Origin of the sequence: Pseudomonas sp. SG20052 (assembly GCF_031766055.1) — a bacterium.
GTDB lineage: Bacteria > Pseudomonadota > Gammaproteobacteria > Pseudomonadales > Pseudomonadaceae > Aquipseudomonas > Aquipseudomonas mandelii.
This window is the reverse complement of the sequence record NZ_CP134498.1, coordinates 5,894,494-5,909,155: the sequence shown is the minus strand read 5'-3', so window position 1 is coordinate 5,909,155 and position 14,662 is coordinate 5,894,494. Positions and strand designations below refer to the sequence as shown.

Annotated in this window: 12 protein-coding genes; 8 read left to right on the top strand and 4 right to left on the bottom strand. The window is 58.2% G+C overall.

The genetic code is table 11. From position 1 onward, the window contains the following. Positions 1-466: 466 nt before the first annotated feature. Positions 467-1,387, bottom strand: a complete 921-nt coding sequence (locus tag RHP74_RS27180; protein WP_083377264.1) for a LysR substrate-binding domain-containing protein — start codon at positions 1,385-1,387, stop codon at positions 467-469. Between the two features lie 225 nt (positions 1,388-1,612). Between RHP74_RS27180 and RHP74_RS27175 the strand changes: the two genes are divergently transcribed. The 5 genes from RHP74_RS27175 (at position 1,613) to RHP74_RS27155 (ending at position 7,534) form a co-directional block, all read left to right on the top strand. Beyond that, entirely contained in the window at positions 1,613-3,106 is a 1,494-nt protein-coding gene (locus RHP74_RS27175; protein WP_311100566.1) for an aldehyde dehydrogenase, read from the top strand. Positions 3,107-3,137: 31 nt separating this feature from the next. Next, positions 3,138-4,508 (top strand): aspartate aminotransferase family protein, encoded by a 1,371-nt coding sequence (locus tag RHP74_RS27170; RefSeq protein WP_311096717.1) that lies wholly within the window; start codon positions 3,138-3,140, stop codon positions 4,506-4,508. Positions 4,509-4,901: 393 nt separating this feature from the next. Then, positions 4,902-5,897, top strand: a complete 996-nt coding sequence (locus tag RHP74_RS27165) for an ABC transporter substrate-binding protein (RefSeq protein ID WP_311096716.1) — start codon at positions 4,902-4,904, stop codon at positions 5,895-5,897. Between the two features lie 9 nt (positions 5,898-5,906). After that, a complete protein-coding gene (locus RHP74_RS27160; protein WP_010467403.1) occupies positions 5,907-6,710 on the top strand; it encodes an ABC transporter permease in 804 nt (267 codons plus the stop codon). Next, a complete protein-coding gene (locus RHP74_RS27155; protein WP_311096715.1) occupies positions 6,698-7,534 on the top strand; it encodes an ABC transporter ATP-binding protein in 837 nt (278 codons plus the stop codon). Before RHP74_RS27160 ends, RHP74_RS27155 begins: the two co-directional genes overlap by 13 nt. A gap of 49 nt (positions 7,535-7,583) precedes the next feature. On the opposite strand, the gene RHP74_RS27150 is transcribed toward RHP74_RS27155, so the two are convergent. After that, a complete protein-coding gene (locus tag RHP74_RS27150; RefSeq protein WP_311096714.1) occupies positions 7,584-8,663 on the bottom strand; it encodes an endonuclease/exonuclease/phosphatase family protein in 1,080 nt (359 codons plus the stop codon). 67 nt (positions 8,664-8,730) lie between these two features. Continuing rightward, entirely contained in the window at positions 8,731-9,405 is a 675-nt protein-coding gene (locus tag RHP74_RS27145; RefSeq protein ID WP_077749934.1) for a YciC family protein, read from the bottom strand. Positions 9,406-9,583: 178 nt separating this feature from the next. Between RHP74_RS27145 and RHP74_RS27140 the strand changes: the two genes are divergently transcribed. The 3 genes from RHP74_RS27140 (at position 9,584) to RHP74_RS27130 (ending at position 11,722) form a co-directional block, all read left to right on the top strand. Further along, positions 9,584-10,351, top strand: coding sequence for a DUF2076 domain-containing protein (locus tag RHP74_RS27140; RefSeq protein ID WP_083375696.1), 768 nt, complete (start codon positions 9,584-9,586; stop codon positions 10,349-10,351). 257 nt (positions 10,352-10,608) lie between these two features. Then, positions 10,609-11,088, top strand: coding sequence for an NYN domain-containing protein (locus RHP74_RS27135; RefSeq protein ID WP_010467410.1), 480 nt, complete (start codon positions 10,609-10,611; stop codon positions 11,086-11,088). A 22-nt stretch (positions 11,089-11,110) separates the two neighbouring features. After that, a complete protein-coding gene (locus RHP74_RS27130; RefSeq protein ID WP_077749914.1) occupies positions 11,111-11,722 on the top strand; it encodes a PolC-type DNA polymerase III in 612 nt (203 codons plus the stop codon). A gap of 329 nt (positions 11,723-12,051) precedes the next feature. Here RHP74_RS27130 and RHP74_RS27125 read toward each other — a convergent pair whose 3' ends face one another. Continuing rightward, a complete protein-coding gene (locus RHP74_RS27125; protein ID WP_154501823.1) occupies positions 12,052-14,661 on the bottom strand; it encodes a S8 family peptidase in 2,610 nt (869 codons plus the stop codon). Position 14,662 lies beyond the last annotated feature (1 nt).

Genomic DNA, 14,662 nt, shown 5'->3' with positions numbered 1-14,662 from the left:
AGCAGGATTCTCATACTGCCATACAGCCTGGTTGGCTGTAACTGTCAATGTCATGATCGCACTCCAAACCTTTTCGCTCTCAGAGACTGTCAATGTTAGTCTCGACTCGGCTCACATCTGTCAATCCTTGAGGCCCCGATTGACTGTCAATGTCCCATGGCAATTTAGCTGAGGACGCCATCATTTGCTGACTGGGAAAGGTGTCAATGTCTGTGTGGGTAGGTGATACCTCCTATTATTGGCCGGATGATCCGTTGGTGGCCGAAGCCACCGCTCGGATCAAACCGCGCAAGTAACTCTTGGGGTAGAACACAAAAACTGTGGCGAGGGAGCTTGCTCCCGTTGGGTCACGAAGCGGCCCCATAATCGGCCGCCTGAATGTGTCAGATACACCGCATGCAATGGAGATGCGACTGCTGCGCAGTCGAACGGGAGCAAGCTCCCTCGCCACAGGATTTCACTTGGCTCATGTGCTTGCCCCGGCCTTGGCAGTGAGTTGCTCCCGGCAATAATCGGCAAACAACTGCGCCGGTTTGGTCAGTTGCCCGCGCTTCAACCATGCCGCCACCAATCCCGAACCAGTGACCTCTTCGACGATATCCACGCACACCACTTTCTTCCCGTCGTAAGTGCATTCCGAATGCGGCCGCGTCACCAGGATCGAGAAGCCGAACCCTTGCCCGACCATCCCCCGCACCATCTCGATCGACGGTGAGCTGAAGGCGATGTTCGGTGACAGGTTCAGTTCTTCGAACAGGCTGACGAAGTAGGTCCGGCTCGGTTGCACGTCCAGCAGAATCATCGGTTCCAGGCACAGATCACGTAGCGACACTTGTTTGAGCTGGGCGAAGCGATGGTCCGCCGGCAGCAACGCATAAGGCCGTTGCGCCGGCATCAGCGGTTCGGTCTGAATGGTGGCGTCGAGCTCGTGCTCATACAGGATCGCCAGGTCGAAGGTGCCCGACGTCAGGCCTTGCACCAGCTCTTGCTGCTCGCCGTCGCGGATGCGGATTTTTACCCCCGGATACAGCGCCGAAAACCCTGCAATCAGTTGCGGCAGGTACAGCGGTGCGACCGTTTCGAAGCAGCCGATATCGATTTGCCCGGCCACCACGTCGTTGTCGGCGAGGGCGTTCTGTTCGAACTCCTTGGCCATGCGCAGCAGTTCCTGGGCTTTGCGATAGAAGCGTGCGCCGCTTGGTGTCAGGGACACGCCCTGAGCGTGATGGCGGATCAGCAGTTGCACGCCGAAGCTGTCTTCCAGGCCTTTGATCGCCGTGGAGATCGCCGGTTGGGCGATGTACAGCTTGCGCGAGGCCTCGGCGACGCTGCCGCATTCGACGGTGGTGATGAAGTATTTCAATTGACGCAGGTTGTAGGCAGCCACGGCAAACCTCGGGGTGGATGGACTCGACATCCAGGCAATTTTCGCGCCGACTGCATCCGTTCTGACGACGGTGTTGTTGTGCCTGAACAATAACCACATACCGCGCCACCGGGGAGATTGGCTGCCCAGTTTTTTCATGGTCTGCGAAGACATTTTTACTATTTTTACTGGACTCGGGCCTGGGCCACCATTCAGACACAAGAAAAGCCCATGGAGCATCTGAACGTGTTCGAGCTTGCATATTGGCAAAACAAAGCCGCCGCGCTGCGGTTTCCCGACCAGGCCCTGATCGACGGCAAACCCCGTTCGGCGCAGTCGGGTCAGACCTTCACAGCAATCAACCCCGCCACTGGCCAGCGTCTGGCGAACGTGACCGCTTGCGGTGATGAAGAGGTGGACGCGGCGGTACTCAATGCGCAGCGGGTATTCGAGGCCGGCACCTGGTCGGCGCGTTCGCCGAGCGAGCGCAAGCACGTGTTGCTGCGTCTGGCGGAGCTGATCATGACCCACCGCGAAGAGCTGGCGCTGCTCGACTCGCTGAACATGGGCAAACCGGTGATGGACGCCTACAACATCGACGTGCCGGGCGCCGCCGGGGTGTTTCGCTGGTACGCCGAAAGCCTCGACAAACTCTACGACCAGATCGCCCCCAGTACGCAAAACGTGCTGGCGACCATCACCCGCGAAGCACTGGGTGTGGTCGCTGCGGTGGTGCCGTGGAATTTCCCGCTGGACATGGCCGCGTGGAAACTCGCGCCAGCCTTGGCCGCAGGCAATTCGGTGATCCTCAAGCCCGCCGAGCAATCACCGTTCTCCGCCCTGCGTCTGGCTGAGCTTGCATTGGAAGCCGGTCTACCACCGGGCGTGCTCAACGTGCTGCCGGGCCTCGGCGAGCAGACCGGCAAAGCCCTCGGTCTGCACCCGGATGTCGATTGCCTGGTGTTCACCGGCTCCACCGAAGTCGGCAAGTATTTCATGCAGTATTCGGCGCAATCGAACCTGAAACAGGTGTGGCTGGAGTGCGGCGGCAAGAGCGCCAATCTGGTGTTCGCCGATTGCCAGGACCTGGACCTGGCCGCCGAGAAAGCAGCGTTCGGCATCTTCTTCAATCAGGGTGAAGTCTGCTCGGCCAACTCACGGTTGCTGGTGCAGCGTTCGATTCATGATGAGTTCGTCGAGCGCCTGAAAGTGCAGGCCGAGCGTTGGCAGCCGGGGGATCCGCTGGACCCGTCGAGCAGCGCCGGGGCAATCGTCGACAGCCGTCAGACCGCGCGCATCATGAAGTTCATCCAACAGGCCGAACGCCTGGGCGCGACCAGAGTGTGCGGGGGCAGGCAGTCGATCTTCAACGGCTCCAACAACTTCATTCAGCCGACGATTTTTACCGGCGTGAGCCCGGACATGCCGCTGTTTCGTGAGGAAGTGTTCGGCCCGGTGCTGGCGGTCACGGCGTTCGACGACGAGGCTCACGCCTTGCAACTGGCCAACGACAGCGTCTATGGCCTGGCGGCTTCGCTGTGGACCGACGACCTCAACCGCGCCCACCGTGTGGCGCGGCAATTGCGAGCGGGCACGGTGTCGGTCAACAGCGTCGATGCACTGGACGTGACCGTGCCTTTTGGCGGCGGCAAACAGTCCGGATTCGGTCGCGACCTGTCGCTGCACTCATTCGATAAATACACCCAGTTGAAGACCACCTGGTTTCAGCTGCGCGCATAACAGCCGCTCATAACAAAACGGAGAACTGGCGATGACCACACCACGTGAAACCCGCGACTACCAGGCCGCCGACGCTGCGCACCACATCCACGCATTCGTCGATCAAAAAGCGCTCAATGACGAAGGGCCGCGGGTGATGGTCCGCGGCGAGCGCCTGCACCTGTGGGACAACGATGGTCGGCGTTACCTCGACGGCATGTCCGGGTTGTGGTGCACCAACCTCGGTTACGGCCGCAAGGATCTGGCGGCTGCGGCGACCCGGCAGCTCGAGCAGTTGCCGTACTACAACATGTTTTTCCACACCACTCACCCGCAGGTGATCGAGCTCTCGGAGCTGCTGTTCAGCCTGTTGCCGGGGCACTACAGCCACGCGATCTACACCAACTCCGGTTCCGAAGCCAACGAGGTGCTGATCCGCACTGTGCGGCGTTACTGGACGATCCTCGGCAAGCCCGAGAAGAAAATCATGATCGGTCGCTGGAACGGTTACCACGGCTCGACCCTGGCGGCGACGGCGCTCGGCGGCATGAAGTTCATGCATGAAATGGGCGGCATGATCCCCGATATCGAACACATCGACGAGCCGTACTTTTTCGCCCACGAGGGCAATCTGACCCCGGCCGAATTCGGCGTGCGGGCGGCGCAGCAACTGGAAGCGAAGATTCTCGAACTGGGCGCCGATAAGGTCGCCGGGTTTATCGCCGAACCGTTCCAGGGCGCCGGCGGAATGATCTTCCCGCCTGAGAGTTACTGGCCGGAAATTCAGCGGATCTGCCGCAAGTATGACGTGCTGTTGTGCGCCGACGAAGTGATCGGCGGCTTCGGTCGTACCGGCGAATGGTTCGCTCACGAGCACTTCGGATTCGAGCCGGACACGCTGTCGATCGCCAAGGGTTTGACCTCCGGTTACATCCCCATGGGCGGGTTGATTCTGTCGAAGAAAATGGCCCGGGTGTTGGTGGAGCAGGGCGGGGTATTTGCCCACGGTTTGACTTACTCCGGGCACCCGGTGGCGGCGGCGGTGGCGATTGCCAATCTCACGGCGTTGCGCGATGAGGGCGTGGTGACGCGGGTCAAGGATGACATCGGACCGTACCTGCAACAGTGCCTGCGCGAGGTGTTCGGCAATCACCCGTTGGTGGGCGATATTCAGGGTGTCGGCATGGTCGCGGCGTTGCAATTGGCCGAGGACAAAAGCAGTCGCAAGCGTTTTGCCAATGAGAACAACATTGCCTGGCGTTGCCGCACGATTGGCTTTGAGGAAGGGGTGATTATTCGTTCGACGCTGGGGCGGATGATCATGGCGCCGGCCTTGATTGCCAGCCGGGAGGAGATTGATGAGCTGGTGGGCAAGACCTTGAAAGCGATTGATCGGACGGCTCAGGAATACGGCCGGCTTTGATCTTGTAGCGCTCTTGTGATCCTCTTCGCGGGCAAGCCTCGCTCCTACAGGTTATGTGTCGTGCCCAATTCCGCGGCCGACATAAACCCTGCAGGAGCGAGGCTTGCCCGCGAATGCTGTGGTCGATTCAACACTCATTTCATGTTTTGCACCTCCCCCGTGCATCCCCGCCAACCCCGCCCTTTTACGGCGCGCGCTACCCAGTTTTTTCATCACTCCCAACGACATATTTCCTGATTTTCCTTATCCCGCCCCTGGTCCAACATCGACTTCGCCAGTCAGCCGAATGCTGACCATCGAAAGGTCCATCAGAGACCACCGGTGGCAACTGATCCAAGGCCACTGGCCGTACTGCCCATGACAAAACTAAATCAACAGCTTTGGGAGTGCTCCATGATCAAGTCCTTGCTTAACCGCGTCGCTCATCCACTGGCGATCACCGCCATCGCCGCCACGGTCGCCACGGTCGCCACCAGCGCCCAGGCCGGCACCCTGTCCATCGGCCACACCACGTGGGTCGGCTACGGCACGCTCTACCTGGCCCAGGATCTGGGCTACTTCAAGGAAGGCGGTTTGACCGTCGAATTGCCCGTCGTTGAAGAAGCTTCGATGTACATGGCCGCCCAGGCTTCGGGCGAGTTGTCGGGCTCGGCGTCGACCATCGACGAAGTGCTCAAGTACCGCCCGCAATTCTGCTTCAAGGCCGTCGCCGCACTCGATGACAGCCATGGTGGCGACGGTGTTCTGGTGGGCAAGGACGTCAAGAGTTTGCAGGAGCTCAAAGGCAAGGCAGTGGCCGTGAACGAAGGGTCGACCTCGCAGTTCTGGCTGTCGTACCTGCTGAAAAAACACGGCATGAGCATGAGCGACATCACCGTGCAGAACATGACGGCCGATGACGCTGCCACCGCGTTCATCGCCGGCCGTGTGCCGGCCGCCGTGACCTGGGAGCCGCACCTGTCGATGGTCCGCAACAAGCAACAAGGCAAAGTGCTGATCGACAGCAGCAGCACGCCGGGAGTGATTGTCGACGTGGTCGCGCTCAACTGCACGGTCATCGAGAAGCAACCGGAAGACGTCAAGGCCTTGGTCGCCGGTCTCTACAAAGCGGTGCAGTACACCAAGGACCATCCGAAGGAAGCTTACAAAATCATGGCCAAAGGCGTCGGCGGTTACCTCGCCGATCCGAAGGAACTGGAAGCCGCCGCGCAAGGCGTGCGCTTCTACGATCAGGCCATGAGCGAAAAACTCTTGGGGTCTCCGGGCAAGCCGGGCGACAGCGAGCCACTGATCAAACTGGCCAACGAAACCGCCAGCGAATTGCAGGGCAAGCCCTACAACGTCAGCAATGACGACCTGATCGACAACCGCTTCGTCAGCCCGCTGTAGGAGGTCCGCATGTTCAAGCGCAATTCATGGCTGAGCCGCTGCATCACGCCCAAGACCGGCCTGCCGGTGCAGGTGATCTGGAGCGCGAGCGGCCTGGCCTGGGTGTTGTTGATCGGCCTGTGGGCCGGGTTGTCCTACGGCGGCGTGGTGCCAGGCATGTTCCTGCCGACACCGGGGGCGGTGGCCGAAGCCGCCGTGCGCCTGAGCCGCGACGGCACCCTTGGCCTGCATGTGTGGGCCAGCCTCGAAGTGGTGATGGTCGGTTTCATTGTCTCGTCGCTGGTGGCGGTGCCGTTGGGGTTGCTGATGGGCAGCTTCCGCATCGTCCAGGCGTTCCTTGAACCGATGGTTAATTTCATCCGCTACCTGCCGGTGACCTCGTTCGTGCCGCTGTTCATTCTGTGGATCGGCATCGGTCTGGAACAGCGGGTGTCGGTGATCATCTTCGGCGTGTTTTTCCAGCAACTGGTGATGATCGCGGACGTGTCCAAGGGCATCTCCAAGGACCTGATCAACGCGTCGTACACCTTGGGTTCGACCCGCCGCGATGCGGTGCTGCATGTGATTGCCCCGGCGTCGTTGCCGGGTGTGCTCGACACGTTGCGCGTGACCATGGGCTGGGCCTGGACCTATCTGGTGGTCGCCGAGCTGGTCGCCGCGTCCAGTGGCCTGGGTTACTTGAGCCTGAAAGCCATGCGCGGTTTTCAAGTGGACGTGATTTTCCTCGCCATCGCAATCATCGGCCTGCTGGGCCTGGTCACCGATCAACTGTTCCGTTTTCTCCGTCTGAGGATTGCCGCATGGGCTCAGTAAGCGCCGTCAACCCGCGTTTCATCACACCCACGGCCGCCCCGGTGCAAGCCGCGGCACGGCTGCAGGTGGACAAGGTCAGCCTGCGTTATCAGAAACCTGGCGGCGGCATGTTCACCGCGCTGGAGCAGGTGTCGTTCGAAGTGCCGGATCAACAATTCGCCGTGCTGGTCGGGCCGTCGGGCTGCGGCAAGTCGAGTCTGCTGTACCTCACGGCCGGCCTGAACGAGCCCACGGAAGGCGAGATTTATGTCGGCGGCCAGCAAGTGCAGGGGCCGGGTGCGGATCGGGGTATGGTGTTCCAGAGCTACACGCTGTTCCCGTGGCTGACCGTGCGGCAGAACGTCGAGTTCGGCCTCAAGCGGCGCGGCATGGCGGCCGCTCAGCGCAAGGAGATCGTCGATTACTACGTCAATGAAGTGGGGCTGACCGGGTTCGCCGACAACTACGCCAAGCAGTTGTCCGGCGGCATGATGCAGCGTGTGGCGATTGCCCGGGCCTTGGCCAATGACCCGCAAATCCTCTTGATGGACGAACCCTTCGGCGCGCTCGACAGCCAGACGCGCCTGCAAATGCAGCAGCTGTTGTTGCGGGTCTGGGGCAACAGCAAGAAGACCGTGCTGTTCGTGACCCACGACATCGACGAGGCGATTCTGTTGGGGGATCGGGTTTACGTGATGGGCGCCAGACCAGGGCGGATCAAGCAGATCCTGGACGTGCCGATCGAACGCCCGCGTAACCTGGACATGGTCATGGAGCGCTCGTTCATCGACATGAAACGCAAGATCTTCGGGCTGTTGCATGACGATCTGGAAGAGGTTCATTGAGCCGATTTACCGTCATGCCCAAATCCCCTCTGGGAGCGTTGATCCGGCTCTATGGGGCCGCAGGCAGGAGGAACCGCGCAATCACCGGCAAATGATCGGAGATCCGCAAGGTATCGTCCTGCCTCACCATCGCCTCGACCCGTTTGATCCGCGGGCTGTAGAACAGGTAATCAACCGTCCGGTCCGGGCCGTTCAAGCCTGGATCGTTCGGGTAGTGGGTCAGCCACCGCGCCCGGTCGATCCCGCTGGCTTCGTTGTTGGTCGGGATCATCGGGTATTTGTCCCACAGCACATGCAAGGCACTGTCGACGGAGTAGGGCGTGCGTTGTTCGTCGGGCAGGCGTCGATACTGGCCCAGCGGCAACAGGTTGAAGTCGCCACCGATCAACCACGGGGTGCCATGGCTTTCATATTTGTCGAGTACCTTGGTCACGGCGGTCACTTGGGCCAGCAGGGTTTCATCAGGTTGGATGACGCGGTCCAGATGGGTATTGAGTACCGCGATCTGCCCACCGCCGCCCAATGGCAGGTAAGTCGCCAGCAAGGCGTTTTTCGGTGTGAACTGACGGCTGATGAAGTTGGCCGACGCGACCGGCAATTGCAGGCGTTCGGCGTGTTCGATCTGGTATCGGCTGAGGGTTGCCAGTTGTCGGCCGACACTGCCGAAGATGTGCGGCAGCGGCACAAAGTCAGCTTTCCAGTCGAAGGCATGAGCGCTGCACGGATAAAGGTCGGCGACCCGTTCCTGAAGCAACTTGAACTGGTTCTGATAATCGCTGGCCTTGGCGCCGTCATCCAGCTCCTGTAACAGCACAATGTCCGGTTGCTCGTCACGAATGACCCGTGCCACCTCATCGAGGCTGAAGGCCATGTCTTCGGCGGTGGGGCTCTCGTCGTCGCCTTTGGCCAGGTCATTCCAGAACACGTAGCGCTTGCCCGCCAGGTACTGGACGTTCCAGGTCATGACTTTCAGGGCCTGGCCGGGGACCAGCGTGGGCGCCTGAGCGTTGCAGCCGACCGGTGCTGCTTCTTTGGCACCGGGACGCCAGGTCAGGTTGTAAATCAGCAAGGCAATCAGGCCCGCCGCGATCAGCAGGCCCAGCAGGGTGTAGCGCAGTAGACGGGTCATGGCTCGGCTTATAGCGTTACAAAAGATGAGCCCGAGCATAACCGAGCGTCGGGCTTAAGCCCATGGGTCATAGCGGCCCGTCAATTTTCTCGGGCGCATCGGCAATCAGCATGAACAGGCGGAACAGCACCACGCTGGTGAACAATTGCAGGAAGCTGTGCGCGCTGTCGATCAGCAGCGAAATCACCGGGTTCTGCGGATCCGGGTAAATCGCAAGGGTCGCGCCCTTGAGCACCCACAACGGGCCCATCACACACAGAATGCACACCAGGATGCGCAGGAAATGGCCGCGGGTCAGACGCAGGCTTTCCTTCATCGCCGCCAACGGGGCCAGGCCGCGCAGCACCAACAGATACTCGCCGAACGCCAGGGTCACCATCAGCCAGATGCCCGGCAGGAAATACAGCGACAGGCCGATCAGGATCAGCAAGGTGTTGAGGGCGGTGAGCAGGGCGAAGCGCGGCCACAGATAGGCCGACCTCGACAGCAACTCGCGGGTGCTCGGTGATTCGCCACGGCTGCGGGCATCGAGAAACAGGATCAGTGCGGCGGTGTACAGCGGATAGACCAGCAAGCCGACCATCACGCTGATGCCGGGGAAACTGTCCGGCTCGGTGGAGCGATCGACCACCTGTTGCAGGAGCGCTTCGAAAATCACCAGCGGCAGGCACAGGCGCACGATCTGGCCCAGATTGCGCTTGAAGAAATACAGAGAGTCACGCAGTACATCGAACGAATTCATCAGTCGGTATCGCAGGTTGAAAGCAGTGGCCCACTTTAACCGATGAAGCCCTTTGGGGCGCAAACGTAAACGTTCGGTAAAGGTCATTGAAACAACTTGTTTCAGCCTCCATTAAGGTCGAGCACCTTATCCTCTTTGGTAAAGGTCAACGATTTCTCCGGCAATCTACGAGGTCGCCATGAACAGCGAAGAACAAACCCTGATCGATGGACTGTTTTCCCGGTTGCAACAAGCCGAAACGGACTCAGCCCCGCGTGACGCCCAGGCTGAAGCGCGGATCAAGGAGCACCTGACTCGCCAACCGGCGGCAGGTTATTTCATGACCCAGGCGATTCTGGTTCAGGAAGCGGCCATCAAAAGCCTCGACGCGCAGAACAAGCAACTCGCTCAGCAAGTTCAGCAATTGCAGGCCGAACTGCAATCGGCCAAGGCTCAGCCGTCGGCGCCTGCCAGCGGTGGTTTCCTGTCGAGCATTTTCGGTGGCGGTTCCCGTGATCCGCAGCCTGCACCGACGCAAAGCGCGCCGTCCTCCAATGGTGGATGGCGTGAGCAGGGGCGGCCGTCGTTCAATTCGCAGCCGCCACAGCAACAGAACTTCGGTGCTGCACCGCCACAGCAGAATTACGCGCCGCAGCAGCAAGCCCCCGGGATTGGCAGTGGTTTCCTTGGCGGCGCACTGAAAACCGCCGCCGGTGTGGCCGGTGGCGTGATGCTGGCGCAAGGCATCAGCAGCCTGTTCCACAGCAATCAGCAACCGCAGGAAGTCGTCGAAGTCATCAAGGAAGAACCGGCTCAGGTCAATGATCAGAGCGACAGCGGCAACGGCTGGGGCAACGACGAGCGCGTGGCTGACAACAACGCCAACGATCAGGGAGGCTTCACCGACGCCGACTACAGCGATGACAGCTCTTCGTTCTTTGGCGGCGACGACGATTCCTTCGTCTGATTCAACGTTACAGGTGTAACACTGAACCCGTGGTGAGGGAGCTTGCTCCCGCTGGGCTGCGCAGCAGTCCTTCTTTGGGGCCGCTGCGCGACCCAGCGGGAGCAAGCTCCCTCGCCACAGGTTGCCATTCGTCCGAGGCTCCAAGAGGCTTCGGGCCGATTATTCGCGGAACAATCCTTCAGGCTGGCATACTGGGCCACTTTTCGGGCCTGGTGCCTGACCCAGCCTGCGCGCGACTGCGCCAAAGAGGATGCACGGTGAAAAAAATCGCAGTGTTCGCCGACGTTCAAAACCTCTATTACACCGTGCGTCAGGCCTATGGTTGCCACTTCAACTACGCCGCGCTGTGGGCTGATATCAGCAAACAGGGCGAGATCGTCGAGGCCTACGCCTACGCGATTGATCGCGGCGACAGCAAGCAGCAGCAATTCCAGCAGATCCTGCGCAACCTCGGCTTCATCGTGAAGCTCAAGCCCTACATCCAGCGCAGCGACGGCTCGGCCAAAGGCGACTGGGACGTGGGCATCACCCTCGACATCATGGACGCCGCCGATCATGTCGACGAAGTGGTGCTGGCTTCCGGCGACGGTGATTTCGACATGCTGCTGGAGCGCATCATCACCAAGCACGGGGTGCAAGCCGTGGCTTACGGCGTGCCGGGCCTGACGGCCAACTCGCTGATCCGCGCCGCCAGCCGCTACGTGCCGATCGAAGGCGCGTTGCTGCTCAAGAATTGATTTTTACGGAGTTGAAACAGGTTTGGAACGCATAGCAGTCATCGACTTTGAAACCACCGGGATCTCCCCGAGCAGCAGCTGCCGGGCCACGGAAATTGCCGTGGTGATCCTTGAACAGGGGCGCATCGTCGAGCGTTACCAGAGCCTGATGAACGCCGGCGTGCGCGTCCCGGCCTTCATCGAACAACTGACCGGCATCAGCAACGCCATGCTGCGCACCGCGCCCTCGGCAGAGCAGGTGATGAACGAGGTCAACGAATTCGTCGGGATCACGCCGCTGCTGGCCCACAACGCCGCGTTCGACCAGAAGTTCTGGGATTTCGAACTCAGCCGCATCAAACGCACCCGCTTGCAGAACTTCGCCTGCTCGCTGCTACTGGCCCGCCGCCTGATGCCCGCCGCGCCGAACCACAAACTCGGCACCCTCACCACCTTCGCCAGCCTGCCCAACACCGGCAAGGCCCACCGGGCCATGGCCGATGCCGAAATGGCAGCCAACCTCACGGCGCACCTGGCGCAAGAGCTGCGGCACAAGCACGGGTTGCGCGAGTTGTCCCATGATTTGCTGGTCAGCTTGCAGAAAGTGCCGGCGGCGAAGATCAACGAACACCTCAAGCGCCATCGCGGGTTCTGAAAGCACTGCAAATCCCCAGTGGGAGATTCTATGTTGCAGGACAGCTCTGCAACCTCAGTCGGTTGGTATTCGCTCTGATTTTTCATCAGGGTAAATGCTGCCCCGGCAGAGTCTCCGGGCAATGGTCACCGGAAAATGGTCGATGCCGAGTAAGCGGCTAACCTGACGGTGCACCTCTCGCAGAAATTCGACAAAAGCATTGAGCTATGACCTGCGGATCAGCTCGCATGAAGCGAAGTCTAGCTCGGGTCGGTGTCTTGTTTGATCGGCTCAAGTTAAGAGCACCAACCCTGATAGGCTGCGGCAGCTAGCTGCCATGGTCTCAAGTTTTAATTTCCAGCAATATTTTGTGGTACCTGAATTGGAGGTTGAATACGCACTCTGTCTCGAACCTCCTGATAAATTGGCAATTCGACGCCCTCGCGAACTTCTAAGGAGACAATTACTCCGTATGGAATCATCGTGTCGATTTCTGCTGCTTCTTTGCGGCAGTTAATTTTTATAATTAAATTATCTCCATCAATGAATGGGTGCGCATTTTCCCCTTCGAATACTTCATGCTGAAGTGTCCCTCTACGCACGGCTTGCCAACCTGAGCGACCGCCCGCTGCTTCCTGTCGATCGTTCGCTAAACTATTATTTGCTTCAAACCACATACTTGCAGTTCTATATTTTTGTGTGTTTGGCTGGGTTGGAGAAAGCCATGCAAGAGTAACCGTTAGCTTTCTCCAATCTCTGCGTGATCCAAGAGACGGAGGTAAAGGCATTTTGTATACGTGAGCTTGACTATCACCAAGTTGTCCGAAACCGATTATCGTCGCGCGTTGAGCTGTGCACGCAAGAACTTTTCCAATATCAGGAATCCCATAGCCTATCCACCGACTGGCCAAACTTCCCGGCTGGTCAACATTCTCTAAACCATCTAGAGCTGTGAGAATTCTAGGGGCAATTTCGCTCCAGGAGCATCCATGTGCCAGCATTGCTTTAATAATTGGTGCTGTATAAATGTCGCTATAGTCGTTTCCGGAATTTTGTTGGACGATTTCCATTAAGCTTTCATGGCAAAGAACTGCTGCGCGGCTAACTAGTGCTGTGGCATTACTAGTGCCACGAGTATACGCGCTGGAGTCCAGACTGCCTGGCTGTCCGGGTATTGCGACCTTATTACCTGGGGCCCTGTAAGAGTTGGAAACGGAGAGCGATACTGGATCTCGATCTAGAAATGGTTTGTCATACCATTGTTTGCCACCAAAATAAACGAGGTCAGGTTTTATAGAACGTCTGTAACCGCTGCCGAATGAAGACACCGGGCTTGGCAGTAGGCTAGTGAATGGATCAAATCGGTTTGCCAAGTTTTCAGTGGCGGTGTAGTCGTAATGTACAGACCCAACGCTCACTCCATTAATGCACTCTGCCGGGGAAAGTAGTGAGCGGTTACGAGCATTTAAGAGCAGGGCGTGTATTGATTTTTCCTCGACCTGTTCTGGTGTCAGAGCTTCAAACTGATTAAGCGTTAAATCCAGTGGAACAGAGCTTAGTTGGTTGCCGGCGCTAATAATAAACAGTACGCCATATTTCGCGCTCAACCAATCTAGCAATCGGGCGAGGGGGCTCATGACTTGGGAAAACTGACGGCTAGGGTCGCCAATGGAAAGATTAATGATCTTAACTGTCGGGGCGGCAGGATCTTCACCGCCGTCATTTTCATATAATCTTCTAACGGCTCTATGTAAGAGATCTACTGATAGCTGATCAGAAGGGAGGCTCTCCCTTCTAGGAGATCTGAAGTCGTTAGTGTCAGGCCTCATTATAGGTCTAATATAAATCGGGCGATTTAGCGGTGCTTGATGAGAATTCAAGTCTCCATGTATGGCGAGCGATGCCATAGTGGTGCCATGCAATCTCTCACTTGCAGGGTAATCAGCTGCCCAGCCATCAGGGTCGTCAACAATAAGTCGATTTTGTAAGAGTTCATGGTTGGCGAGTGGTAGCCCATCAAAAATTGCCAGTACTGGATGACCCTGTGCGATTGAATCAACCTGATAATTAGACGGCTCAGCAAAATCTTCAACAGGCCTATCCCCTGCGGAAATCTGGCCCGCCGGGCGAAAGAACATGATGTTGTCACACTTCACCAGCTCAGTTTCGGGAGTGTCTATGATGTCTTGTATTCGACTTGCTGGAAGCTCAGCTAGAATTGCATGATAATTTATTCCGCTAAGTGAGCATTGGCTAATTATTTGCCCGCCAAGTTCTTGGACTAGGGCGGCAACAGTAGCTTCGCCTTCCCGACGTTTCTCCTGAGACCCCCTGTACCAAAGCTCTGCCTCAAATCTGATGGCCCTATTCTGAAAGTAGGGGTCGTTGAGTTCTTCTTGCCATATTTCAAGTACGCCAGTTTCGCGCAATCTATCCTGAGGCCCCCATCTCCTGATATCTCGTAGGTGACAAAATACGTCGCGAAACTTAGTAAGGCCAATATCAAATTTCAACTTTGGGTCGGGTTGATCTTTATAGTGATTCCAAAGAGAAAGCATTTCCGTCAATGCTTGTTGGTTCGTAAGAACTAGGTAAAGTCGGCCTTTAAGGTTTTTTTCTGGTTTTTCAGGATTCGAAAAATTTTCATCGGGGGGGATTTCGTCGATTTCGATTTCCCCCATCCATTCAAGGCCTTCGATTTTCTTTGCTGCTTTGTAAAAATCTTCGACAGTTCCGATTGTCTCGATAACTAGGACTTGCTCTGGGTCTAGTCCCGCCGCTGTGTTCTGAAGCTCCACTCGCCTGGCTTCAAATGCTCGTTGTAGTTCCGTTAGCTTAATGCCGACGCGCTCACCCTGTACCTGATGGTTTGGTTTGTTAAGTTTTCCGCCGGCACCTTGCAGCGGGGATCGAGATGCAGGCAGTGGTTGAGGAAACCACAAAAGAGGGCGCTCGGTCATC